The organism is Sphingopyxis sp. GW821-FHT12F08 (assembly GCF_058806755.1).
Genome location: NZ_JBXAQA010000004.1, coordinates 145,985 through 168,675, shown reverse-complemented (window position 1 = coordinate 168,675; position 22,691 = coordinate 145,985). Strand labels below are relative to the sequence as shown.

The window sequence follows — 22,691 nt, the reverse complement described above, 5'->3', positions numbered from 1 at the left end:
TCAGCCCTTGATGTGCAGCACGCAGATCAGCGTGAACAGCCGCCGCGCGGTGTCGAAATCGACCGCGATCTTGCCGTCGAGCCGGTCCATCAGCATCTCGGCGGCCTCGTTATGCAGCCCGCGCCGCGCCATGTCGACGGTCTCGATCTGTTGCGCGGTCGAGGTCTTGATCGCCTGATAATAGCTGTCGCAGATCGCGAAATAGTCGCGGATCGGGCGGCGGAAGCGCCCGAGCCCCAGAATGATCGCCTCGAGCGGCGAATGATCCTCGCGTCCGATCTCGAAGATCAGCCGACCTTCCTCGACGCGCAGCTTGAGCCGGTAGGGACCGGCATAGCCGTCGGCGTGCCCGCGCTGCGGCACGAATTTATTTTCCTCGATCAGGTCGAAGATCGCGACACGCCGTTCCTGCTCCACATCGGCGTTGCGCCAGACGATCGACCCCTCGTCGAGCTCGATCGAAATGATGCGCTGCTGGGCGGGGTCGGCGTCGGTCATATCGTTCGGCTTCTACTTGGCGCGCCGCGAAGGGCAAGGGGGCGACTTGCGCTCCCCTCTCAGCCGTTTGTGCTGAGCTTGTCGAAGCACCGTTCTTTCTTGCGGCGGCGCAAGGAAAAGAACGGCCCTTCGACAAGCTCAGGGCGAACAAAAATGGGGGAGCCGTAGGCCATTCAAAACTATCCCCAGAACGCTCCACGACGGGGGGAATTACCCCGACGATCATCGTTGCATATGGTTTCAGGCGGTTCCATTAGGTTTCATCATGGCTGAACTAGCTCTCTTTCCCACCCCGGCGCCCGCCGGGGAAGACCGCCAACTGCCGCGCAATATCGAGGCGGAAGCGGCCTTCCTCGGCGCGATCCTGATCGACAACCGAGTCGTCGAGGACCTTCCCGTCGCGCTCACCCCCGATCATTTCTTCGAGCCGCTCCACGGCCGCATCTTCCAGCAGACGATGGCGCTGATCGAGCGCAACAGCATCGCGACTCCCGTGACGCTCAAGCCCTTTTTCGAGGCCGACGAGGCGATGAAGGCGGTCGGCGGCCCCGGCTATCTCGCGCAATTGACCGGCAGCGGCGCGGGCCTGATCGGCGCGCGCGACTTCGCGCGGCAGATCTACGACCTCGCGCTGCTCCGCGAACTCGTCGGGGTCGGCCGCACCCTCGTCGACAGCGCGCTCGACACCAGCGAGAGCGTCGACCCGCAGGCGCAGATCGAGGAGGCCGAGACCGCACTCTACCGCGTCGCGGGCGGCGAGGCCGAAATGGGGACGGTCAAGAGCTTCAACACGGCGAGCCTCGTCGCGCTGCAGGCGGCCGAACGCGCGCTCAACTCGGGCGGTCACCTGTCGGGGATCACCACCGGCATTTCGAGCATGAACGCCAAGATCGGCGGCATGCACAATTCGGACTTGATGATCCTCGCGGGCCGCCCGGGCATGGGCAAGACTTCGCTCGCGACCAACATCGCCTACAACGCCGCCGAACGTTTCCGCCGCGACGAGGAAGACGGCATTCCGCCCGAGAAGAATATGGGTGCCAAGGTCGCCTTCTTCAGCCTCGAAATGTCCGCCGACCAGCTTGCGACGCGCGTGCTCGCCGAACAGTCGGGGGTGTCGGGCGAGGCGCTGCGCATGGGCAAGATCAGCAAGGACCAGTTCCAGCAGTTGAGCCGCGCGGCGCAGGCGCTGCAGACTTTGCCCCTGTTCATCGACGACACCGCGGGGCTGACGATCGCGGGGCTGCGCACCCGCGCGCGGCGCCTGCAGCGGCGCCACGACATCGGCCTGATCATCGTCGACTATCTCCAGCTCCTCCAGGGCTCGTCGCGCAGCGGCGACAACCGGGTGCAGGAAATCTCGGAAATCTCGCGCGGTTTGAAGACCTTGGCGAAGGAGCTGAACGTACCGGTGATGGCCCTCTCGCAGCTCAGCCGCGCGGTCGAAAGCCGCGAGGACAAGCGCCCGCAGCTCTCCGACCTTCGCGAATCGGGCTCGATCGAGCAGGACGCCGACATGGTGCTCTTCGTGTTCCGCGAGGATTATTACGTCGCCGCGCGCGAACCCAAACGCCCGATCGAGGGCGACGACGTCAAGGTCCATGCGCAGCACGAGGAATGGGCGGCCGAAATGGAACGCGTCTTCGGCCTCGCCGAAGTCATCGTCGCCAAATCGCGCCACGGCTCGACCGGCAAGATCCGCATGCATTTCGAGGCGAAGACCACCAAGTTCAGCGACCTTGCCGACGACAGCATGGCGTATGAGGATTATGAGTAGCTAGCGCCCTCAACACCGTTCGCCCTGAGCTTGTCGAAGGGCCGTTCGTTCTTTCTGCGGTGTCAAAGACAAGGACGGTGCTTCGACAAGCTCGGCACGAACGGGCGTTTGATTTGGGGTTCAGAACGCCGGATCGTTCGCCGGGTCGTCGTCGATCGGCGACACCACGCTTTCATGGATGCCGCATTCGGTCTTGTCCCAGCCGCGCCAGCGGCCCGAGCGCGGATCCTCGCCCGGCTTGACCTTCGACGTGCAGGGCGAGCAGCCGATCGAGGGATAGCCCTCGGCCTCGAGCGGGTGGCGCGGCAGGTCGTGCGCCTCGAAATAGGCGTCGAGATCGGCGCGCGACCAGTTGGCGAGCGGGTTGAACTTCAGCCGGCCGGTGCTGCCGTCGAGTTCGAAGCGCGGCAGGCCGCTGCGCGTCGACGACTGGAAGCCCTTGCGCCCGGTGATCGAGGTGTCGAAATCGGTCAGCGCCTTTTCGAGCGGCTTGACCTTGCGAATCTCGCAGCAGCCGTCGGGGTCGTAGGACCAGCGCAGTTCGGTCGCGTCCTTCTTCGCCAGCTCTTCGGGATCGGGGGTCAGGTTGACGATATTGAGCCCCAGCTTCGCGGCCAGTTCATCGCGATAGGCGAGCGTCTCCGGGAAATGCTTGCCGGTGTCGAGGAACAGCACCGGCATGTCGGGCGCGACACGGCTGACGAGGTGCAGCAGCACCGCGCTTTCGGCGCCGAAGCTCGACACGATCGCGGTTTCGCCGAGCAGCCCCGCGCCGATCACGCTCGTCACCACCTCCGCGGCGTCCTGGCCACGGAAGAGGTTGTTCAAACGGATGACGTCGGCCTGGGTGAAGCGCGGCGCGACGTCGATCCGGTCGCGCGTGCGGTCTTCGCTGCCTTTGGGGGAAAAGGCGGTCACCTCAGCCATGCCTCAGCTTCCAGATCGGCACCGCGCCGTCGGCGGCGCCCTGATAATGTTCGGGCCAGCGGGCGAGCGCCGCTTCGACGTCCGCCGGATTGAGATCCTTTTCGGGCGCGAAGCTGTCGAAGCCGCAGCGCTTCAGATAGGCGATCTGGTCGACCAGCACGTCGCCCTGCGCGCGGAGTTCGCCGGTGAAACCGGCTTCGCGCAGGATGCGCCCCGACGAATAGCCGCGACCGTCGCGGAATTTCGGAAAGGCGACCTCGATCAGCTTGAGCCGGTCGAGGAAAGGGATCAGCGCGCGCGCATCCTCGTCGGATTCGAGTCGCACCGCGGTCGCGTTCGACTGCTGCAGGAAGGCATCGAGCGTGACGCAGGGTTCCTCGCCGTCGCTGTGCAGATGCTCAACCATAGATCGCCTCCTTGAAGGGGGCCATGCCGATGCGGCGGAAGGTGTCGACGAAGCGCTCGCCCTCGCTCCGTTCGGCGAGATATTTGTCGGTCACGCGCTCGATCGCATCGACGACGCCATCCTCGTCGAAACCGGGGCCGGTGATCGTGCCGAGGCTGACGTCCTCCGCACCCGATCCGCCGAGCAGCAGCTGGTAATTCTCGGTGCCTTTGCGGTCGACGCCGAGGATGCCGATGTGGCCGGCGTGATGATGCCCGCAGGCGTTGATGCAGCCCGAAATCTTGAGCTTCAGCTCGCCGAGTTCCTTCTGGCGGCCAAGGTCCGAAAAGCGCGTCGCGATCTTCTGTGCGACCGGGATCGAGCGCGCATTGGCGAGGCTGCAATAATCGAGTCCGGGGCAGGCGATGATATCGCTGATCAGGTCGAGGTTCGGCGTCGCGAGCCCCGCCGCGTCGAGCGCCTGCCAGATCGTGTAGAGATCGGCCTTGCGGACGTGCGGCAGCACGATGTTCTGCGCATGCGTGACGCGCAGCTCGTCGTGGCTGTATGTCTCGGCGAGGTCGGCCATCAGGTCGATCTGCGCCGAGCTGGCGTCGCCGGGGATGCCGCCGACGGGCTTCAGGCTGATGTTGACGATCGCATGGCCCGGCACCTTGTGCGCGGCGACATTCTGGTCGACCCACACCGCAAAGTCCGGATCGCTGCGGTCGATCGCGTCGGGCGCCGAGGCGTCGAGCGGCGGCGGCGCGAATTGCGCGGCGATGCGGTCGAACTCGGCCTTGGGCGGGTCGATGCCGAGCGACTTCACATGCGCCCATTCTTCCTCGACCTGGCGTCGATATTCGTCGGCGCCCAATTCGTGGATCAGGATCTTGATCCGCGCCTTGTAGATATTGTCGCGGCGGCCGTAGCGATTGTAGACGCGCAGGCACGCCTCGGCGTAGCTCAGCATGTCGTCGAGCGGCACGAAATCCTTGATCAGCGGCGCGATCATCGGGGTGCGGCCCATGCCGCCGCCGACATAGAAGGCCGCGCCATGGACGCCGTCCTTCTCGACGATCTGGATGCCGATGTCGTGCAGGCGCATCGCGGCGCGATCCTCGTCGGCGGCGATCACCGCGATCTTGAACTTGCGCGGCAGGTAGCTGAATTCGGGGTGGAAGCTCGACCATTGGCGGAGCAGTTCGGCCCAGGGGCGCGGATCGGTAATCTCGTCGGCGGCCGCGCCCGCCCACTGGTCCGAGCTGATGTTGCGGATGCAATTGCCGCTCGTCTGGATCGCGTGCATCTCGACCGACGCCAGATCGGCGAGGATCGCGGGCGCATCCTCGAGCTTGATCCAGTTATACTGGATGTTCTGGCGCGTGGTGAAATGGCCGTAGTCGCGGTCGTACTTGCGCGCGATATGCGCCAGCATGCGCATCTGGCGGCCGTCGAGCGTGCCGTACGGCACCGCGACGCGCAGCATATAGGCGTGGAGCTGGAGATAGAGGCCGTTCATCAGCCGCAGCGGCTTGAACTGGTCCTCGCTGATCTCGCCTGCCAAGCGGCGTTTTACCTGGTCGCTGAACTCGGCCACGCGGGCATCGACCATTTGCTGGTCATATTCGTCATATTTATACATGTCAGATCACCCAGTCGCCGGCCGCGGGATCGGCGGGTTTCAACGTCAGGTCGGGGCGCACGGTCGGGCCGAGCGCGCGGATGCGGTCCTTGATATGCGCGGGGCGCGGGCCGTCGGCAGTCTGCTCGCCCGCGATAATGTAAGGCGCGTTGACGCGGCGCGCGCCTTCCTCGGCAGCGAGGATTGCCTCGCCCTGCTCGCCGACGTCGGCGGCGTCCTCGATGTGCAGCGACCAGTCGGCGCCAGTCCACCAGGTGACGAAGCCTGTTTTCAGGTCGTTGCCCGTGAGCAATTTCATGTGAAGTCCCTTATATTTTCTATGTTTTTAGCAACGCCGGGCGCGCCGAGGCAGTCGAGCGCGTCGGCGCGTGCTGCGACCTTGCCGACGATGATCAGCGCCGGACTCGCGACCTTCTCGCGCGCGACGAGGTCGCCGAGATCGGTGAGCAGGGTGCGCAGGACGCGCGCGTCGGCAGTGGTGCCGCGTTCGACGACCGCGACGGGCAGCTCGGGCGACACGCCGTCGGCGATCAGCTTGTCAGCAATGGCGCTGGCCGTCGCGAGGCCCATATAGATGACGAGCGTGCGGCCGTGGCCTGCGAGCCCCGACCAGTCCTGGTCGGTCAGATCCTTGCACTGGCCTGCGACGAAGCTGACCGCGCTCGCATCCTCGCGGTGGGTGAGGGGGAGACCGGCCTGCGCGGCGCAGCCCGCGGCCGCGGTGATGCCGGGGACGACTTCGCAGGCGACCCCCGCTTCGCGCGCGGCATCGAGTTCCTCGCCGCCGCGCCCGAAGATGAAGGGATCGCCACCCTTCAGCCGCACGACCTGCTTGCCGGCGAGCGTCTCGCGGACGAGCAGCTCGTTGATCAGCTCCTGCTTCATCGTGTGGCGGCTGCGCTGCTTCGCGACGCTGATCCGCTCGACATGCGGCGGAATCAGCGCGAGCACGCCTTCGCCGACGAGCCCGTCGTGGACGACGAGATCGGCGCTTTCGAGCAGCCGCGCGGCGCGCAAGGTCAACAGGTCGGGATCGCCCGGACCGGCGCCGACGAGCCATAATTTGCCCGCGAGAGGGAGACTCTTTTCCATGGTCGGCAACATGGTTTGCGCGCCCCGAAAGCGCAAAGCAGGCTTTATTGACGGGGGTGAAGGTAAAATTGCGCCTTTAAGCCTCTCCTCTTCAAGAGGAGGGGCCTGCGAGACTTACGAACTTGTTCGTTAGTCGCAGCGGGGTGGTGTTCGCGGCTGGGCGCAAGCCTTCGGCCACCACCCCGTTCGACTAAAGGCCCGGCTGCGCCGGACCAAGTCTCTCTGCCCCTCCTCTGAAGAGGAGGGGTCGGGCATCACCTCTTATCCCGCATCAACGGCAGCGGCTCGCTGTCCTTGTCGATGTCGCGCAGCCCGACGCCGATCGACGCGCGGGTCGACTCGCATTCGGAGCTGGCGACCGGATAGGCGCAATAATCGGCGGCATAGAAGGCGCTCGGCCGGTGGTTGCCCGACAGGCCGATGCCGCCGAAGGGCGCGGCCGACGACGCGCCGTTGGTCGGGCGGTTCCAGTTGATCACCCCCGCGCGCGCATTCGCCCAGAACTGGTCGTAGAGCTGCGGGCTGCCGCCGATCAGCGCCGCCGACAGGCCGAAACTGGTGTTGTTCGCCTCGGCGATCGCCGCCTCGAAACTGTCGACGCGCACCACCTGCAGCAGCGGGCCGAACAGCTCGATGTCGGGACGCTCGGCCATGTCGGTGACGTCGATGATCCCGGGGGTCAGGAACGGCCGGTCGCGCACCGGGCGCGTCATGTGGCGCACCACATGCCCGCCGTTCGACATCAGGATCAGAAAGCTCTCGGTCAGCCCGTCGGCGGCCTCGTTATCGATCACCGGCCCCATATAGGGCGCCGGGGTCGCAAAGGGTTCGTCGACGATCAGCCGGTTCGCGAGGCGGCGGACCTCGTCGATCAGCCGGTCGGCCATGCTCTCGCGCACGATCAGCCGCCGCGCGTTGGTGCAGCGCTGCCCGGCGCTGAGGAACGCCGACTGCACCACCAGAATCGCCGCGGTGTGGAGGTCGGGGGTGTCCCACACGACGACGGGGTTGTTGCCGCCCATTTCGAGCGCGAGGATCTTGTCGGGGCGGTTGGCGAACTGGCGGTTGAGCGCGAGCCCGGTGCGCGCCGAGCCGGTGAACAGCAGCCCGTCGATCCCCGGATGCCCCGCGAGCGCCTTGCCCTCGTCGGGGCCGCCGACGACGAGCCGCAGCACCTCCTTGGGCACCCCCGCGCTATGGAACAGGTCGACGAGCATCGCGCCCGTCGCGGGGGTCTTTTCCGACGGCTTGAACACCACCGAATTGCCCGCGATCAGCGCCGGGACGATATGCCCGTTCGGCAGATGCGCCGGGAAATTATAGGGTCCCAGCACTGCGAGCAGCCCGTGCGGCTTGTGCCGCACCGCGTTGCGCAGCCCCATCGCGCCCTCGATGCGGCGGTTCGACGTCCGCTCCGAATAGGCGTTGATCGAGATGTCGACCTTGTTCGCAACCGATTCCACCTCGGTGCGCGCTTCCCAGAGCGGCTTGCCGGTCTCGCGCGAAATCAGGGTCGCCAGCGTCTCGGCCTCGGCCTTCACCCGGTCGGCGAAGCGGCGCATCGTCTCGGTGCGGAAGGTGAGGGGCTTGGCCGCCCATTCGGGCCAGGCGCGGCGGCCGATCTCGACCTCGTGATCGACGTCGCTGATCGCGCGGCGCCAGACTTCCATGCCCGTGGCGGGATCGTGCGAAACCAGTTCGGCGGTCATGACGTCGCCCCGGTGCGGGCGATGATGGAGGACAGTCGCAGCATCGCCCCTGCTCTTATCGGCGAAAGCCTGACCCGGCAAGCCGACGCCCCAAGCATCGCTTGCGCGCGCGCGCTGGGTTGGCGATAGATGCGGCGAATCCCGTCGACAGCCGGCGCAAAAGGGGACCCGCCATTTCGGTCAAGCAGGATCATCGCGAGCGCTGGTGGGACCATTATTGGTGGTCGCCCGACGGCGTGCGGCTGCACGCGCGCGTCTATGACCCGCCCGAGCCGGTCGAGGCGCTCCCGCCGATCCTCTGCCTGCCCGGGTTGGCGCGCAATGCCCGCGATTTCGAGGGGCTCGCGCCGCATCTCGCCGAGCGCCGCCGCGTCATCGTCGTCGAGTTTCGCGGCCGCGGCGAAAGCGCCTACGCCAAGGATCCGATGACCTATGTCCCGCTCTCCTATGTGCAGGACGTCGTCGCGCTGCTCGACGATCGCGGAATCCAGCGCTTCGCGACGATCGGCACCTCGCTCGGCGGGCTCGTGTCGATGATCCTCGCCGCGACCCTGCCCGGGCGGCTCGTCGGCGCGGTGCTCAACGACGTCGGCCCTGAGCTCGAGGCGGCCGGCCTCGCGCGCATCCGCGACTATATCGGCACCGGCGGCAGCCAGCCGACGTGGATTCACGCGGCGCGCGCGGTCGCCGAGCTCAACGCCGCGGTCTACCCCGGTTACGGCATCCACGACTGGCTGCGCCTGACCAAGCGCACGCACAGGTTGACCCCCGAGGGGCGCATCGTCACCGATTACGACAAGCAGATCGCGGCGCCGCTGCGCGTGCCGCACGGCGGCGAGGCCGGGGCCGATCTGTGGCCCGTCTATCGCGCGCTGGGCGAAGGCCCGCTGCTGATCCTGCGCGGCATGCTATCGGACATCCTCGCGCGCCCGGCGGCCGACAAGATGGTCGCCGAACTACCCGCCGCGCGGTTGGTCGAGGTGCCCGGCGTCGGCCACGCCCCGACGATGGACGAACCCGAAGCCCGCGCCGCGATCGACGCCTGGGCAGCGGAGCTGCCCGCCGCGTGACCGACGAGGCGCGTCCGGTCCGCATCCTGCACCTCCATTCGAGCTTTTCGCTCGGCGGCAAGGAAGCGCGCGCGACGCGGCTCATGAACCTGATGGACGGCCGCGCCGAGCACATAATCCTCTCGGCCGTGCCCGACGCGCTCGGCGCGCGCGGCGCGATCGATCCGGGCATCAAGGCCGATTTCCCCGGCGAGGCGGCACCCGCGCTGCATGGCAAGCCGGGGCCGGCGCGCTACCGGGCGCTGGCACGCTATATGGCGGGCTTCGACCTGATCCTCAGCTATAATTGGGGCGCGATGGACGGGGTTATGGCGCACCGCCTGTTCGCGCAGACGCGCGGCCTGCCGCCGCTGATCCATCACGAGGACGGGTTCAACGAGGACGAGAGCGCCCGGCGCAACTGGAAGCGCAACGCCTTCCGCCGCCTCGCGCTGCCGACGGCGGAGGCGCTCGTCGTGCCGTCGCGGCTGCTCGAGCGGATCGCCGCCGCCGAATGGGGCGCGGCGCGGCGCACGCAGCTGATCCGCAACGGCATCGACGTCGCCGCCTATGCCGGCGGACCGGACGTGCCCATCCCCGGCTTCGAACGGCGTCCGGGCGAAGTGGTGATCGGCACCGTCGCGGGGCTGCGCAAGGTCAAGGACCTGCCGCGCCTCGTCCGCGCCGTCGCGCCGCTGCCCGCCAACGTCCGCCTCGTCATCGTGGGCGAGGGGCCCGAGCGCGCCGCGATCCTCGCCGAGGCGGCCGCCTGCGGCATGGCCGACCGGCTCGTGATGCCGGGCTTCATGGCCGAGCCCGCGCGCTGGATCGGCCATTTCGACCTGCTCGCGCTGTCGTCGCACAGCGAACAGGCACCGATCGCGGTCATCGAGGCGATGGCGGCGGGGCTGCCCGTCGCGAGCCCCGATGTCGGCGACGTCGCGGCAATGGTCTCGACCGAGAACCGCCCTTATGTCGCCGCCGACGAAGCCGCCTTCCGCGCCGCGCTCGCCGAACTCGCCGCCGACGCCGCGCTTCGCCGCGCCGTGGGGGAGGCGAACCGCCACGCCGCCGCCGAACGCTTCGACGAATCAACCATGGTCGCGGCCTACGAAAATCTCTATGGTCGCGCGCTGGACGGTCGCCGCCTTTTCTCCGGGGAGTAGCGCGCGCCCATTGACTTTCATCGCCGCCTTCCGCTTACGGAAGCGGCAAAAAAGGGGGCCTGAGCGCGAAACGCAGCCGGGCGAGAGAAAGAGGTTCACGTGTTCAAAGGTTTGAAGCCCATCCTTTACGGCGGCCGCGAAGTGTGGCCGCTGGTCGAGGGGGGCAAGGGCGTGTCCGCGACCAACCATATGTCGAGCGGCGCCTGGGCCGCGGCGGGCGGCATCGGCACCGTGTCGGCGGTCAACGCCGACAGCTACGACGCCGAGGGCAAGATCGTCCCGCAGGTCTATAACGCGCTGACCCGGCGCGAGCGCCACGAGGAACTGATCCAGTACGGCATCGACGGCGCGGTGGCGCAGGTCGAGCGCGCTTATGAACTGGCGGGCGGCAACGGCGCGATCAACATCAACGTGCTCTGGGAAATGGGCGGCGCGCAGCAGATCCTCGAGGGCGTGCTGTCGCGGACCAAGGGCATGATCGCCGGGGTCACCTGCGGCGCGGGCATGCCGTACAAGCTCAGCGAAATCGCCGAGCGCCACAATGTGATGTACCTGCCGATCATCAGCTCGGCGCGCGCCTTTCGCGCGCTGTGGAAGCGCGCCTATCACAAGGTTCCGCACCTGCTCGGCGCGGTGGTGTACGAGGACCCCTGGCTCGCCGGCGGCCACAACGGCCTGTCGAACGCCGAAGATCCGCTGGTGCCCCAGGACCCTTATCCGCGCGTCAAGGCGGTGCGCGACACGATGCGCGCCGAGGGGATTTCGGACGATGTGCCGATCGTGATGGCCGGCGGCGTCTGGTATCTGCGCGACTGGGAGGATTGGATCGACAATCCCGAACTCGGCCAGATCGTCTTCCAGTACGGCACGCGCCCGCTCTTGACCGAGGAAAGCCCGATCCCGCAGGCGTGGAAGGATCGCCTCCGCACCCTCGACGACGGCGACGTGCTCCTCCACCGTTTCTCGCCGACCGGCTTCTATTCGAGCGCGGTGCGCACGCCCTTCCTGCGCGATCTCGAAGCGCGCTCGGAGCGTCAGATTCCTTATTCGAAACAGGAGGCCGGCGACCATATCGTCCAGCTCGATGTCGGGGTGAAGGGCAAGAATTTCTGGGTCACCCCCCACGACCGCGCCCGCGCGCGCGACTGGTTCGCCGAGGGCTATACCGAGGCGCTGAAGACCCCCGACAACACCGTCGTCTTCGTGACCGACAGCGACAAGGCGGTCATCCGCAAGGACCAGACCGACTGCATGGGCTGCCTGTCGCATTGCGGTTTTTCGTCGTGGAAGGACCATGACGATTACACCACCGGCTACCTCGCCGACCCGCGCAGCTTCTGCATCCAGAAAACGCTGCAGGACATCGCGCACGGCGGCGACCCCGAACAGAATCTGATGTTCGCCGGCCACGCCGCGTTCAACTTCAAGACCGATCCCTTTTATTCGAACAATTTCACCCCGACGGTGAAGCAACTCGTCGACCGGATTCTGACGGGGGATTGATCCGCGGGCTTGGGTGATTTGAGACTCGCACAAAGTCACGAATCCACAAAGAAACTCTCTATTCCGTTCGTGCTGAGCCTGTCGAAGCACCGTTCTTCTTCGACGTTCAAAGATAGAACAGCCCTTCGACAAGCTCAGGGCGAGCGGCTCTCAAATATCTTTTGGCTTTGTGGCTTCGTGGCTTTGTGCGGGCCAATTTCAGGGCGCTTGTCAGGCCCATCCCTCCAGCACCTGATCCGGCGGCCGATGCCCGTCGCTCCACGCGCGGATATTGGCGATGACCTTTTCGCCCGACGCCTCGCGCCCCTCGATCGTCGCTGAGCCCAGGTGCGGCAGCAGCACGACATTGTCGAGCGCGAGCAGTTCGGGGTCGACCGCGGGCTCGTGCGTATAGACGTCGAGTCCGGCGCCCGCGATGCGCCCGGTCTTGAGCGCCGCGATCAGCGCGCCCTCGTCGACGATCTCGCCGCGCGCGGTGTTGATGAGGTACGCCGTCGGCTTCATCGACGCGATCCGTGCGGCATTGACCATCTCGTGCGTCTCGCCGGTGTGCGGGCAGTGGATCGTCACCACGTCGCTGATGCGCAGCAGCGTGTCGACGCTCGCATGATAGCTCGCGCCCAATTCCTCCTCAATGGCTTCGGGCAGGCGGCGGCGGTTGTGATAATGGATCGACAGCCCGAACGCCCGCGCGCGCCGCGCGACTGCGAGGCCGATGCGCCCCATGCCGATGATGCCGAGCAATTTGCCGCCGACGCGGTGCCCCAGCATCGCGCTCGGCGCCCAGCCGGCCCATTTGCCCGAGCGCATGAGCTTCTCGCCCTCGGCCAGCCGCCGCGGGACGCTCAGGATCAGCGCCATCGTCATGTCGGCGGTATCCTCGGTGAACACCCCCGGGGTGTTCGACACCATGATGCCCTTGGCGCGCGCGGCGGCGAGGTCGATATGGTCGACCCCGGCGCCGAAATTGGCGATCAGCTTCAGCCGCTCGCCCGCCGCGGCGATGATCTCGGCATTGATCTCGTCGGTCACCGTCGGCACGAACACGTCGCAATCGGCGACCGCCGCCTTCAGCTCCGCCGCCGAAAAAACATGGTCGTGCGCCGACAGCGCGACGTCGAACAATTCGGCCATGCGCGCCTCGACATGCGGCATCAGCTGGCGGGTGACGATGACGCGCGGGCGCCGCGGGCGGGATGAATCGGGCATGGCGCCGATAGAGCGCGCGCGCGCCCAAGGGTCAAGGGGGCGGTTCGCGCGCAACCTGTGGGCAAGCCAAGGCTTATGTCTTCGTCGACGGTTGAAAAAGCACAGTGATTGCGACAAGGATCAACGATGACCAGCCGACATTTAGCCGTTATTTTGCTTGGCCTTGCCGTGGTGGGACCGGCGGCGGCGCAGTCCGACCCCGAACTTCCCTATTGGGCCTCGATCAGCGTCGACGAGGCGCGGATGCGCAAGGGGCCGTCGCCCGACGTCCCGGTGATCTGGGAATATCGCCGTAAGGACCTGCCGGTAAAGGTCGTCGCGCGGCACGAAACCTGGCGCAAGATAGAGGATCCCGACGGCACCCAGGGCTGGATGGCGGCGCGGCTGCTCAGCCGCACGCGCACTGCGATCGTCGTCGGCGACATCCGCCCGCTCCGCGAGGCGGCGAGCGGCGCGTCACCCGTCCTCTACCGCGCCGAACCCGGCGTCGTGGGAAAGATCACCGACTGCGCGAACGGCTGGTGCATGCTCGACGTCAAGGGCCGGCGCGGCTGGATCGAAACCGACCATATCTGGGGCGATTGACGGCGAGGTTCGGCGATCGCCGACTTCTATGGCATCGTCATCCTGAACTTGTTTCAGGATCCATTGTCTGCCGCTTCCTTCGGCGCAGCGCCGGACGAGAGGTCCGGCCATGGATCCTGAAACAAGTTCAGCATGACGAGAATTGAAGGGCGGTTCCCCCACGGAAAAAGGGCCGGACGGTTTCCCGTCCGGCCCTCCCCATGACCCGCGGGCTTAGCGCCAGCGGAAGTGGTTGCGATAGACCTTGACCACCCGGCCGTTGCGCTCGTTGACGAGCAGCAGGTCGTTATAGTGGCGGACATAGGTCAGGTTGCGGCCCGCGCGCGGCAAGCCCCAGCGGCTGTCCCAGGTCGGACGATAGCTCGGTGCGTAATAGCTCGAGCGCAGGGTCGCGCCGACGCGGAACTGCTGGTAGCGGAAGGGGGCGCGATAATTCGAATAGCGGCGGTCCTGGCGCCAGTCCTGACGGCTGTCGCGCAGATCGCCCTTCGCATCGCGCAATTCACGGCGTTCCTCGCGGATATCGCCGCGGTCGCCGCGACGCTGGGCATCGCGCAGCTCGCGCTGCTCTTCGCGAACGTCCTGACGATCCTTGCGGATTTCGCGCGTCTGCGCCTGCGCGGCGACGGGCATGGTCGCGGGAACCATCATCGCGGCGATCAGGCCGGCGGTGAGAAATTTGCTCTTCATTGTGCCATTCCTTGTTCATCCGTCAGGGGGAGGGGATCTGCCCGATGACAGGGATGGGAATAGGCGAGTCGGTTTGAACGGAGCCGGAATGCCGCGTTTATTTTCAGGACATTAGTGTCGCAAATTGTCGCGCCATAACGACGAAAGGGCGCCGTCTTGCGACGACGCCCCGGAACTTTCGCCGAAAAGCCGGATCAGACCAGCTCGATCGCTACCGCGGTGGCTTCGCCGCCGCCGATGCACAGGCTGGCGATGCCGCGGGTCTTGCCGTGGCGCTGCAGCGCGGCGATCAGCGTCGTGATGATGCGCGTGCCGCTGGCGCCGATCGGATGGCCGAGCGCGGTCGCGCCGCCATGGACGTTGATCTTCTCGCGCGGGATGCCGAGGTCGTGCATCGCGAACATCGCGACGCAGGCAAAGGCCTCATTGACCTCGAACAGGTCGACGTCGCCGATGCTCCAGCCGGTCTTGGCGAGCAATTTGTTGATCGCGCCGACGGGAGCGACGGTGAAATCCTTCGGCTCCTGCGCATGCGCGCTGTGTGCGACGAGGCGCGCGACGGGCTTGGCGCCCTTGGCGTCGGCGACCGACTGGCGCGTCAGCACCACCGCGGCGGCGCCGTCCGAAATCGAGCTGCTGGTCGCGGCGGTGATCGTGCCGTCCTTGGCAAAGGCGGGCTTCAGCGTCGGGATCTTGTCGGGCATCGCCTTGCCCGGCGCCTCGTCGGTGTCGACGACGACGTCGCCCTTGCGGCCCGCGATCGTCACCGGCGCGATCTCGCTGGCAAAGGCGCCGTCGGCGATCGCCGCCTTGGCGCGGCTCAGCGATTCCAGCGTATAATCGTCCTGCGCCTGACGCGAGAGCTGATAGGCGTCGGCGGTGTCCTGCGCGAACGTCCCCATCGCGCGGCCGGCTTCATAGGCGTCTTCCAGCCCGTCGAGGAACATATGGTCATAGGCGGTGTCGTGCCCGATGCGCGCGCCCGACCGATGCTTCTTGAGCAGATAGGGGGCGTTGGTCATCGATTCCATGCCGCCCGCGACGACCAGGTCGATGCTGCCCGCAGCGAGCGCTTCGGCACCCATGATGACGGTTTGCATGCCCGAACCGCACACCTTGTTGACCGTGGTCGCCTGCACCGACTTGGGCAGGCCCGCCTTGATCGCGGCCTGGCGCGCCGGCGCCTGGCCGAGGCCGGCGGGAAGCACGCAGCCCATATAGATGCGCTCGATATCGTCGCCCGACACGCCCGCGCGCTCGACTGCCGCCTTCACCGCGGTCGCGCCGAGGTCGGTCGCGCTCGCGTCCGAGAGCGCACCCTGCATGCCGCCCATCGGGGTGCGGGCATAGGAAAGGAAGACGACGGGATCGGTGGCGGTCATGGCGGGGGACTCCGTAGGGAAAAACAGATCGGCGGCCCGATTAGCCCAATTGCTGCAACTGCGAAAGGGGGAGGGGCGGTTTGTCCGCCCAAGACTTTCTCGGACGCGCGAAAGAACGGCTTGAGAACGGCTTCCAGGCGATCGCTTTGAGGGTGGTTAGCTGCCCTTTAAATCTCGTCATGCTGAACTCGTTTCAGCATCCACGGCCTGCACTCCCGTCCAGCGCTGCGCCGAAGGAAACGACGGGCCATGGATCCTGAAACAAGTTCAGGATGACGATGCTATAAACGTCGCGTTCGGCCCGCTACCCTCACCCCTGAAAGTGGCGGATGCTCTCCAGATCGGCGCGTCCCAGCGGTTCGGTCAGCCACAGGCCGCCGCGCCCGGCGCGCGACCAGCGGACGATCGCCTGGCGGCGGATGCCCCCCGGCAGCACGAGTTCGAGTGCCTTGCCGACCTCGAACTGGCCGTGGTGGTGCACGAAGCCCGCGCCGCTTTGCGACAGGTCGGCGAGTTCGATGTCGCTGACCGCGCCGTCGGTGATCAACTGCGCGCGCGTGTGCACCGGCAGGCGCGGGGCGCGATAGTCGCCCGACTGTTGTTCGGCGGCGAGCTGGCGCAGCACTTCGTTGCCGTCGACCGCGGCGTCGAAGGCGACGCCGCACTTGCCCGCCTCGCACCAGGCGACGCGGCCGTGGATCACGACGGTTTCGGACAGCGCGATTTCGAGCCGCTCGCCGATCGTCACGGGAACATCGACCGCCAGCATCATGCCGCCGTCGGACATGTTGCGCACGCGCCACAGCCCCGCGTCGCCATCGCGCGTGACCTTTGCGATGCGCCACACGGTGCGAAAGCGGTCGCCGCCGCGGCGATCGCTTTCCATATCCTGTTCGTCTCCCGGGGGAGAGAAGCGGGGTTCGATCATGCCTTCCTCCTGATTCCAACAGCGCCCAGAAGAGACATAAAGCTGCTAAAATTCATCCGCTTGGCTTCTACCCCACCTCCGTCCCGGCGGCTACGGCCCGCCCCCGATTCCCCGGCTGGCCCACCGGGATCGTTAAGGACAAGACAACGCACCCATCAGGGCTTGGGCACAGAATGCCTTTAGAATATGAATAATTTCCAACTACAGCGCGTTAAATATTACCGGATCGGAAGCAATGCGCCGAGAGGCAAAGCGCGACCGGTGATGCTGCACCGTCCTTGTCGATCATAGGGAAAGGATCGATGGTGCCCCTGGCCGGACTCGAACCAGCACTCCTTGCGGAACTCGATTTTGAGTCGAGCGCGTCTACCAATTTCACCACAGGGGCCCGTGGAGCAGCGCCGTTGCCACAAAACCCCCGCCCGCGTCCAGCGCGAATGATGACAAAGCAGACGGTTGCGCCGCCGCGCGGCGCCGATAAGGTGGCGGCATGACCGAAAATGCCGATGCGCCCGCCGCTCCCGCCGCCCGATCGCGCAGCAAGGCGCCGCCCGCGCCCGCCTGGTCGCCCGGCCGGATCGCCGTCGCGGCGGTGATCGTGCTCGCGATCGTCGGGGTTGCGTGGCTGACGGTCACCCTCACGCGCTTCTTCATGCTCGTCTTCGCCGCGGTGGTGCTCGGCGCGATCTTCGATGCCATCGCGAGCTGGCTTTGCCGCAGGACCCGCATCGGGCGCGGCATCGCGCTGGCGCTGTCGGTCGCGGGGATCGTCGCGATTTTCGCCGGCGCCTTCATGCTTTTCGGATCGCAGCTGGCGCGCGAGGTCGACACGATCCGCGAACAGATCCCGCAAGCGTTGCGCGGGGTCGAGGCCTTTCTCGACCGCTATGGGCTCGGCCAGCGCGTGCGCGAACTCGCCGAGGTCGGCAGCGACGATATCTCGCGGCTCGCGTCGCAGGCTGGCGGCTATGCGCTCGCCGCGGGCAGCGGCATCGCCGATTTCGTGCTCGTACTGGTGGCGGCCATCTTCCTCGCCAGCGATCCCGCGACCTATCGCCGCGGGTTGCTGCTGTTGCTGCCGGCCAAGGCCGAGGAGACCGCGGCGCTGGCGCTCGGCGATGCCGGGCGCGGGCTCAAGGGCTGGATGGTCGGCCAGGCGGTATCGTCGCTGGTCGTCGCGGCGCTGACCTGGGCGGGGCTTGCTTTGCTGGGCGTGCCCGCGGCGGGCGGGCTCGGGCTGATCGCCGGCCTGCTCGACGTCATCCCGATGATCGGGCCGATCATCGCCGGCGTGCCCGCGGTGCTGCTCGCCTTCACCGTCTCGCCCGCGACGGCGCTGTGGACGCTGCTGCTGTTCCTGTTGATCCAGCAGTTGCAGGGCAATTTCCTGCAGCCGATGATCCAGAAACAGGCGGTCGATGTGCCGCCCGCGGTGCTGCTGTTCGCGGTGGTTGCGGCGGGGATATTGTTCGGTTTCCTCGGCGTGCTGCTCGCCGCGCCGCTGACCGTCGTGGTCTATGTGCTGGTGCAGCGCATCTATGTGAAGACGCTGCTGGGCAAGGACATCCGGATCGCCGGGCAGGACTAACCAACACAAAATCCGTTTGCCCTGAGCTTGTCGAAGGGCCGTTCTTCTCTTCTGCGCCGCAAGAAGAAGGACGGTGCTTCGACAAGCTCAGCACGAACGGAAACGAGGGTTCCGCCTCAACCTATTTCTTGAGCTCTTTCGCCAGCGTCTTCGCGGTCGCCTTGCCATAGGGCGGCTTGAAGCCCGCGAGGCCCGCGACGTCGAGCTTGGGCTGGCGGTACACCGCGCGCGCGTGGCTGAAGGTGCGGAAACCGTCGAGGCCGTGATAATTGCCCATGCCCGACGGCCCGACGCCGCCGAAGGGCAGGTCCTCCATCGCATTGTGGAACAATACGTCGTTGACCGTCACGCCGCCCGAGATGGTGCGCGTCAGCACGCGATCCTCCTCGCTCTTGTCCTGCCCGAAATAATAGAGGCCGAGCGGGCGGTCGTTCGCGTTCACATAATCGATCGCCTCGTCGATGCTCTTGTAGGTCTTGACCGGCAGGATCGGCCCGAAAATCTCCTCCTGCATCACCTTCATGTCGTCGGTCGGATTGCGCACGATGTGGAGCGGCATCTTGTGGCCGTTGGCGCTCGCGAAATCCTCGCCCGCCGGATTGACCTCGATCACCTCGGCACCCTTTTCGCGCGCGTCGGCGAGGTAGCTTTGCAGCCGGTCGTAATTGCGGACGTTGACGACCGAGGTGTAGTCGTCGTTGGCGAGCAGCGTCGGGTAGAGCGCGGTCGCGCCGCGGACGACGCTGTCGATCACCTCGCCCTCCTGGTCCTCGGCGACGAGCAGATAATCGGGGGCGAGGCAGATCTGCCCCGCGTTCATCAGCTTGCCGAGCGCGACGCGCTGCCCCGCCTGTTCCTTGTTGGCGCTGCGCCCGATGAAGGTCGGCGACTTGCCGCCGAGTTCGAGCGTCACGGGGACGAGATTATCGGCGGCGGCGCGCATGATATGCTTGCCCACACTCGTCGCGCCCGTGAAGATCATATGGTCGAACGCGAGCTTCGAAAAGGCGACCCCGACCTCGGCATCGCCGGTGAACACCGCGATCTCGCTCTCGTCGAAATAATCGGGGATCAGCCGCGCCATCAGCGCCGAGACATTTTCGGTATATTCGCTGGGCTTGATCATCGCGCGGTTGCCCGCGGCGAGGATGCCCGCCATCGGTACGAAGACCATGCCAACCGGGAAGTTCCACGGCGCGACGACGCCGACGACGCCCTTGGGCTGGTAGACGACCTCGGCCTTGGCACCGAGCAGGCCGAGCGGGAAAGTGGGCTTGCGCTTCTCGCCCTTCGACCAGGCGGCCATGTGCTTCTTCGCGTGCTTGAGCGCGCTGACCGAGGGCATGATGTCGGTCATCAGCGTCTGTTCGCGGCTGCGATGGCCGAAATCCTCGCTCACCGCCTTGGCGAACTCCTCGGCATTGTCGACGAGCAGCGCGATCGCGCGGTCGACGCGGTCGCGGCGGACGGCGAGACTCTCGGGCATGGCGGCGGTGAAGCTCGCCTTCTGCGCCGCGAGCACCTCGTGCATGCGCGTGGTTTCGCCGGCTAGATCCTGTTCGATCGCAGTGGCCATGACCCGTCTCCCCTATCTGTGCGGGCGGTGTTTGATCATGCCACGCGGCGGGTTGCAAGATGAAACTGGCTGTTCGCTCGCGGCCGAAGCCGGTCTGGCCGCGCGGACCAGGCTGCCGTGCACCCGCGATTCGCGACCCGGTCCCGGATAACATCGCCGCTATCCCGTTAACCCTGTTCGATAGGCTTTGCTTAAGGTCCGGGGCACAGTGTCTCCCGGTCGACATCCGAATGTCTATTTGACCACAATAATGATGTATCGTCAGCTTTACTTTGCCGTACTTGCACGGCGAAGTATCATTTGGCGTATCCGTCCAATCGGGTCCGGGCCGACTCATGTTAGCCCGACGCCTCAATCAGAACATCCGGTCGCACAAACTTCGTCGCTTGCGTCTCAGCAAAGGGGGTTGTGCAGTCATGCCACAGAAATTTTCATGGTCGTTCAGCGGCGGCACGCCTTCGGGTGCCGGGGCCAATAACGGCGGCAGCGTCGAGGTCGACGCGATCACCTCGGCGGGGGTGACCCTCGTCAAGGGGATGACCACGGATCGCGAACTCGCCCTGCAGATCGACGATGTCGAAAAGCTCGAATTCTTCATCCTGACCTCGTCGCTCAACGATGGGTCGGTCGATGTCAAGGCCGACACCGCGGCGCGGACCAAGATCAGCGGACCACTGATTCTTTACGGCGAGGCGATCAAATTGTTCGCGGGCGATCTCCAGACTCTCACGCTCAAAAATGTTTCGGCCACCGACGCCGCCGACATCACCATCCTGATGGGCTTCAAGCTCGACTGATCCAACCGATCCATGCCCGCGTAAGGGCAACAAGGGAGTGCCGCCATGCCCGAGACTCTGACCTATCCCGGTGTCTATATTCAGGAAGTGGGATCGGGGGTGCGCACCGTCAGCGGCGTCGCGACCTCGATCGCCGCCTTCGTCGGGCGCGCGCTGCGCGGGCCGGTGAACCAGCCGACGACCTGCTTCAACTATGGCGAGTTCACGCGCCGCTTCGGCGGGCTGTGGTCGGCGGGGCCTTTGTCCTATGCGGTCGACGATTTCTACGCCAATGGCGGCGGCCAGTCGGAGATCGTCCGGCTGTTCAAGCCGCTTGCCGCCGACGACGACGGCATCGCGATCCTCGACGTCGGCGCGCTCGCCTTGCGCGCGGCGACCCCCGGGGCCTGGGGCAATGCGCTCACCGGCCTCGCGACGCATCCCGACATCGCCGACCCCGTCGGCGCCGCCGCGGCGGCGCTGAAGTACGATCTCGCGGTCGCCGACCTCTTCGACCTCCGGATCGAGGACAAGACCACCGGGGCGGTCGAAATCTTTCGCAACCTGACGGTCAAGGCGACCGGCGGCGCGCGGCGCTTCGACCGCGTGCTTGCCGCCGAATCAAGCCTTGTCCAGTGCCAGGTCAACCTCGACGGCACCCCCAAGCTCGGCAACCGCCCCGCGACCAACGCGACGGGGACTGGCATCGACGGCAACGACGGCGCGCCGCTGCTCGACATCGACTTCATCGGCGACAGCGACAAAAAGACCGGCATCTATGCGCTCAAGAAAGCCGACCTGTTCAATCTGCTCTGCATCCCGCCCGACGAGCGCGACGGCACGCTGCCGCGCACGGTCAACGAGAAAGCGGCGCAATTCTGCAAGGCCGAGCGCGCGGTGCTGATCGTCGATCCGCCCGCCGACTGGGACGACAAGCCCGACGAAGCCGCGGCGATCGTCAAGGCGAAGCAGCTCAATGGCGCGACGTCGGTGCTTTCGCTCGCTTTTGCGGATAACGCCGCCCTCTATTTCCCGCGCCTGCTGCGCCGCGATCCCAAGCGCGGCGGCCAGCTCGACAGTTTCGTCCCGTGCGGTGCGGTGGCGGGAATCATCGCCCGCACGGATAATGCCCGCGGCGTCTGGAAATCGCCCGCCGGCATGTCGGCGACGCTCGCCGGCGCCGAGGGGCTGACGGTCAGGATGACCGACGAGGAGAATGGCCTGCTCAATCCGCTCGGGGTCAACTGCCTGCGCAGCTTCCCCGGCACCGGCCTCACCGTCTGGGGCGCGCGCACGCTCAAGGGGTCGGATCAGCTCTCCGACGATTATAAATATCTCGCCGTCCGGCGCCTCGCCTTGTTCATCGAGGAAAGCCTTTACCGCGGCACGCAGTGGGTGGTGTTCGAGGGCAATGACGAGCCGCTTTGGGCACAGATCCGCCTGTCGGTCGGCACCTTCATGCAGCGCTTGTTCAAGCAGGGCGCCTTCCAGGGCGCCAGCCCGCGCGACGCCTATTTCGTCAAATGCGACGGCAGCACCACGACGCAGGACGACCGCAACCAGGGCATCGTCAACATCGTCGTCGGTTTCGCGCCGCTGCTGCCCGCCGAATTCGTCGTCATTTCCATCCAGCAGATCCGCACCGCGGCCTGACCCTAAGGGAGAGCGATCATGGCACCACCTTTCAGCGTCAACCCCGAGCGGCGCGACCCGTACAAGACATATAAATTCCGCTTGCGCCTGCCCGACGGCGCCTATCTCGCGGGGCTCAGCAAGATGAGCGCGCTCAAGCGCAGCACCGAGGTCGTCAAGTTCCGCGAAGGCGGCGACCCCTCGACCTCGCGCAAGTCGCCCGGCCAGACCGAATATGAGGCGATCACCCTCGAACGCGGGGTCACCCACGACACGACCTTCGAGCAATGGGCGAACAAGGTGTGGAATTTCGGCTCGGGTCTCGGCGCCGAGGTCTCGCTCAAGGATTTCCGCAAGGACCTCGTCCTCGAAATCTACAACGAGGCCGGACAGCTCGTCCTCGCCTATCGCCTGTTCCGCTGCTGGCCGTCGGAGTTCGTCGCTTTTCCCGACCTCGATGCGTCGGCGAGCGCGGTCGCGATCCAGACACTCAAGCTGGAGAATGAGGGCTGGGAACGCGACTATGACGTCGCCGAACCGAGCGAACCGAGCTTCACCGAGCCGACGCTCTAGG

At 66.4% G+C, this 22,691-nt stretch carries 21 protein-coding genes and 1 tRNA gene; 9 read left to right on the top strand and 13 right to left on the bottom strand.

Annotation, left to right across the window (positions count from 1 at the left end; all coding sequences use genetic code 11):
* On the bottom strand, window positions 1-498 hold the full coding sequence (locus tag AC1RNQ_RS12700) for a UPF0262 family protein (protein WP_493171509.1): 498 nt from the start codon (window positions 496-498) through the stop codon (window positions 1-3).
* Window positions 499-763: 265 nt separating this feature from the next.
* On the opposite strand from AC1RNQ_RS12700, the gene AC1RNQ_RS12695 reads away from it, so the two are divergent.
* On the top strand, window positions 764-2,275 hold the full coding sequence (locus tag AC1RNQ_RS12695; RefSeq protein ID WP_493171508.1) for a replicative DNA helicase: 1,512 nt from the start codon (window positions 764-766) through the stop codon (window positions 2,273-2,275).
* A gap of 120 nt (window positions 2,276-2,395) precedes the next feature.
* On the opposite strand, the gene AC1RNQ_RS12690 is transcribed toward AC1RNQ_RS12695, so the two are convergent.
* From AC1RNQ_RS12690 to astD, 6 genes are all read right to left on the bottom strand, one after another.
* Window positions 2,396-3,202 (bottom strand): phosphoadenylyl-sulfate reductase, encoded by an 807-nt coding sequence (locus AC1RNQ_RS12690; protein ID WP_493171507.1) that lies wholly within the window; start codon window positions 3,200-3,202, stop codon window positions 2,396-2,398.
* Window positions 3,195-3,608, bottom strand: a complete 414-nt coding sequence (locus AC1RNQ_RS12685) for a DUF934 domain-containing protein (RefSeq protein ID WP_493171506.1) — start codon at window positions 3,606-3,608, stop codon at window positions 3,195-3,197. The genes AC1RNQ_RS12690 and AC1RNQ_RS12685 overlap by 8 nt, the downstream gene beginning before the upstream one ends.
* Window positions 3,601-5,232, bottom strand: a complete 1,632-nt coding sequence (locus tag AC1RNQ_RS12680) for a nitrite/sulfite reductase (protein WP_493171505.1) — start codon at window positions 5,230-5,232, stop codon at window positions 3,601-3,603. Before AC1RNQ_RS12680 ends, AC1RNQ_RS12685 begins: the two co-directional genes overlap by 8 nt.
* Window position 5,233: 1 nt before the next feature.
* A complete protein-coding gene (locus AC1RNQ_RS12675; protein ID WP_327466942.1) occupies window positions 5,234-5,530 on the bottom strand; it encodes a DUF2849 domain-containing protein in 297 nt (98 codons plus the stop codon).
* A complete protein-coding gene (gene cobA / locus AC1RNQ_RS12670) occupies window positions 5,527-6,324 on the bottom strand; it encodes a uroporphyrinogen-III C-methyltransferase (RefSeq protein ID WP_493171504.1) in 798 nt (265 codons plus the stop codon). The genes AC1RNQ_RS12675 and cobA overlap by 4 nt, the downstream gene beginning before the upstream one ends.
* Before the next feature lie 254 nt (window positions 6,325-6,578).
* Window positions 6,579-8,033 carry a succinylglutamate-semialdehyde dehydrogenase gene (astD, locus tag AC1RNQ_RS12665; RefSeq protein ID WP_493171503.1) on the bottom strand — a complete coding sequence of 485 codons (1,455 nt, stop codon included), beginning with the start codon at window positions 8,031-8,033 and terminating at the stop codon, window positions 6,579-6,581.
* 173 nt (window positions 8,034-8,206) lie between these two features.
* Here astD and AC1RNQ_RS12660 point away from each other — a divergent pair, with 173 nt between their 5' ends.
* From AC1RNQ_RS12660 to AC1RNQ_RS12650, 3 genes are all read left to right on the top strand, one after another.
* Complete coding sequence (locus AC1RNQ_RS12660; RefSeq protein ID WP_493171904.1) at window positions 8,207-9,103, top strand: alpha/beta fold hydrolase; 897 nt, start codon at window positions 8,207-8,209, stop codon at window positions 9,101-9,103.
* On the top strand, window positions 9,100-10,248 hold the full coding sequence (locus AC1RNQ_RS12655) for a glycosyltransferase (RefSeq protein WP_493171502.1): 1,149 nt from the start codon (window positions 9,100-9,102) through the stop codon (window positions 10,246-10,248). The genes AC1RNQ_RS12660 and AC1RNQ_RS12655 overlap by 4 nt, the downstream gene beginning before the upstream one ends.
* A 99-nt stretch (window positions 10,249-10,347) precedes the next feature.
* Window positions 10,348-11,751, top strand: a complete 1,404-nt coding sequence (locus tag AC1RNQ_RS12650) for an NAD(P)H-dependent flavin oxidoreductase (protein WP_493171501.1) — start codon at window positions 10,348-10,350, stop codon at window positions 11,749-11,751.
* A gap of 210 nt (window positions 11,752-11,961) precedes the next feature.
* Here AC1RNQ_RS12650 and AC1RNQ_RS12645 read toward each other — a convergent pair whose 3' ends face one another.
* The gene (locus tag AC1RNQ_RS12645; RefSeq protein WP_493171500.1) at window positions 11,962-12,960 is read right to left on the bottom strand and encodes a 2-hydroxyacid dehydrogenase; all 999 of its coding nucleotides are present in this window, start codon (window positions 12,958-12,960) and stop codon (window positions 11,962-11,964) included.
* Between the two features lie 126 nt (window positions 12,961-13,086).
* On the opposite strand from AC1RNQ_RS12645, the gene AC1RNQ_RS12640 reads away from it, so the two are divergent.
* Window positions 13,087-13,545 (top strand): SH3 domain-containing protein, encoded by a 459-nt coding sequence (locus tag AC1RNQ_RS12640; protein WP_493171499.1) that lies wholly within the window; start codon window positions 13,087-13,089, stop codon window positions 13,543-13,545.
* Window positions 13,546-13,758: 213 nt separating this feature from the next.
* Here AC1RNQ_RS12640 and AC1RNQ_RS12635 read toward each other — a convergent pair whose 3' ends face one another.
* The 4 genes from AC1RNQ_RS12635 to AC1RNQ_RS12620 all read right to left on the bottom strand — a co-directional run bounded on the left by AC1RNQ_RS12635 (window position 13,759) and on the right by AC1RNQ_RS12620 (window position 16,933).
* The gene (locus AC1RNQ_RS12635) at window positions 13,759-14,235 is read right to left on the bottom strand and encodes an RcnB family protein (protein ID WP_493171498.1); all 477 of its coding nucleotides are present in this window, start codon (window positions 14,233-14,235) and stop codon (window positions 13,759-13,761) included.
* Window positions 14,236-14,429: 194 nt separating this feature from the next.
* Window positions 14,430-15,617 carry an acetyl-CoA C-acyltransferase gene (locus tag AC1RNQ_RS12630; RefSeq protein ID WP_493171497.1) on the bottom strand — a complete coding sequence of 396 codons (1,188 nt, stop codon included), beginning with the start codon at window positions 15,615-15,617 and terminating at the stop codon, window positions 14,430-14,432.
* A 310-nt stretch (window positions 15,618-15,927) separates the two neighbouring features.
* Window positions 15,928-16,545 carry a PilZ domain-containing protein gene (locus AC1RNQ_RS12625; protein ID WP_493171496.1) on the bottom strand — a complete coding sequence of 206 codons (618 nt, stop codon included), beginning with the start codon at window positions 16,543-16,545 and terminating at the stop codon, window positions 15,928-15,930.
* Between the two features lie 303 nt (window positions 16,546-16,848).
* Window positions 16,849-16,933 (bottom strand) — tRNA-Leu (locus AC1RNQ_RS12620).
* Window positions 16,934-17,035: 102 nt separating this feature from the next.
* On the opposite strand from AC1RNQ_RS12620, the gene AC1RNQ_RS12615 reads away from it, so the two are divergent.
* Window positions 17,036-18,133 (top strand): AI-2E family transporter, encoded by a 1,098-nt coding sequence (locus AC1RNQ_RS12615; protein WP_493171495.1) that lies wholly within the window; start codon window positions 17,036-17,038, stop codon window positions 18,131-18,133.
* Window positions 18,134-18,254: 121 nt separating this feature from the next.
* Here the strand turns inward: AC1RNQ_RS12615 and AC1RNQ_RS12610 are convergent, their stop codons facing one another.
* On the bottom strand, window positions 18,255-19,709 hold the full coding sequence (locus AC1RNQ_RS12610; RefSeq protein ID WP_493171494.1) for a coniferyl aldehyde dehydrogenase: 1,455 nt from the start codon (window positions 19,707-19,709) through the stop codon (window positions 18,255-18,257).
* Between the two features lie 416 nt (window positions 19,710-20,125).
* On the opposite strand from AC1RNQ_RS12610, the gene AC1RNQ_RS12605 reads away from it, so the two are divergent.
* Genes AC1RNQ_RS12605 through AC1RNQ_RS12595 form a run of 3 tightly spaced genes read left to right on the top strand, consistent with a single transcriptional unit; the run spans window position 20,126 to window position 22,690 of the window.
* The gene (locus AC1RNQ_RS12605; RefSeq protein ID WP_493171493.1) at window positions 20,126-20,506 is read left to right on the top strand and encodes a hypothetical protein; all 381 of its coding nucleotides are present in this window, start codon (window positions 20,126-20,128) and stop codon (window positions 20,504-20,506) included.
* Window positions 20,507-20,551: 45 nt separating this feature from the next.
* On the top strand, window positions 20,552-22,138 hold the full coding sequence (locus AC1RNQ_RS12600; protein ID WP_493171492.1) for a phage tail sheath family protein: 1,587 nt from the start codon (window positions 20,552-20,554) through the stop codon (window positions 22,136-22,138).
* 18 nt (window positions 22,139-22,156) lie between these two features.
* Complete coding sequence (locus AC1RNQ_RS12595) at window positions 22,157-22,690, top strand: phage tail protein (protein ID WP_077029356.1); 534 nt, start codon at window positions 22,157-22,159, stop codon at window positions 22,688-22,690.
* The last annotated feature ends 1 nt before the right edge of the window (window position 22,691 follow it).

Coding starts and splice junctions, on each gene's coding strand:
- astD (WP_493171503.1), bottom strand. CDS start 8,033: ATGACCGCCGAACTGGTTTCGCACGATCCCGCCACGGGCATGGAAGTC.
- AC1RNQ_RS12690 (WP_493171507.1), bottom strand. CDS start 3,202: ATGGCTGAGGTGACCGCCTTTTCCCCCAAAGGCAGCGAAGACCGCACG.
- AC1RNQ_RS12645 (WP_493171500.1), bottom strand. CDS start 12,960: ATGCCCGATTCATCCCGCCCGCGGCGCCCGCGCGTCATCGTCACCCGC.
- AC1RNQ_RS12595 (WP_077029356.1), top strand. CDS start 22,157: ATGGCACCACCTTTCAGCGTCAACCCCGAGCGGCGCGACCCGTACAAG.
- AC1RNQ_RS12700 (WP_493171509.1), bottom strand. CDS start 498: ATGACCGACGCCGACCCCGCCCAGCAGCGCATCATTTCGATCGAGCTC.
- AC1RNQ_RS12695 (WP_493171508.1), top strand. CDS start 764: ATGGCTGAACTAGCTCTCTTTCCCACCCCGGCGCCCGCCGGGGAAGAC.
- AC1RNQ_RS12615 (WP_493171495.1), top strand. CDS start 17,036: ATGACCGAAAATGCCGATGCGCCCGCCGCTCCCGCCGCCCGATCGCGC.
- AC1RNQ_RS12630 (WP_493171497.1), bottom strand. CDS start 15,617: ATGACCGCCACCGATCCCGTCGTCTTCCTTTCCTATGCCCGCACCCCG.
- AC1RNQ_RS12640 (WP_493171499.1), top strand. CDS start 13,087: ATGACCAGCCGACATTTAGCCGTTATTTTGCTTGGCCTTGCCGTGGTG.
- AC1RNQ_RS12635 (WP_493171498.1), bottom strand. CDS start 14,235: ATGAAGAGCAAATTTCTCACCGCCGGCCTGATCGCCGCGATGATGGTT.
- AC1RNQ_RS12625 (WP_493171496.1), bottom strand. CDS start 16,545: ATGATCGAACCCCGCTTCTCTCCCCCGGGAGACGAACAGGATATGGAA.
- AC1RNQ_RS12680 (WP_493171505.1), bottom strand. CDS start 5,232: ATGTATAAATATGACGAATATGACCAGCAAATGGTCGATGCCCGCGTG.
- AC1RNQ_RS12605 (WP_493171493.1), top strand. CDS start 20,126: ATGCCACAGAAATTTTCATGGTCGTTCAGCGGCGGCACGCCTTCGGGT.
- AC1RNQ_RS12600 (WP_493171492.1), top strand. CDS start 20,552: ATGCCCGAGACTCTGACCTATCCCGGTGTCTATATTCAGGAAGTGGGA.
- AC1RNQ_RS12610 (WP_493171494.1), bottom strand. CDS start 19,709: ATGGCCACTGCGATCGAACAGGATCTAGCCGGCGAAACCACGCGCATG.
- AC1RNQ_RS12685 (WP_493171506.1), bottom strand. CDS start 3,608: ATGGTTGAGCATCTGCACAGCGACGGCGAGGAACCCTGCGTCACGCTC.
- cobA (WP_493171504.1), bottom strand. CDS start 6,324: ATGGAAAAGAGTCTCCCTCTCGCGGGCAAATTATGGCTCGTCGGCGCC.
- AC1RNQ_RS12675 (WP_327466942.1), bottom strand. CDS start 5,530: ATGAAATTGCTCACGGGCAACGACCTGAAAACAGGCTTCGTCACCTGG.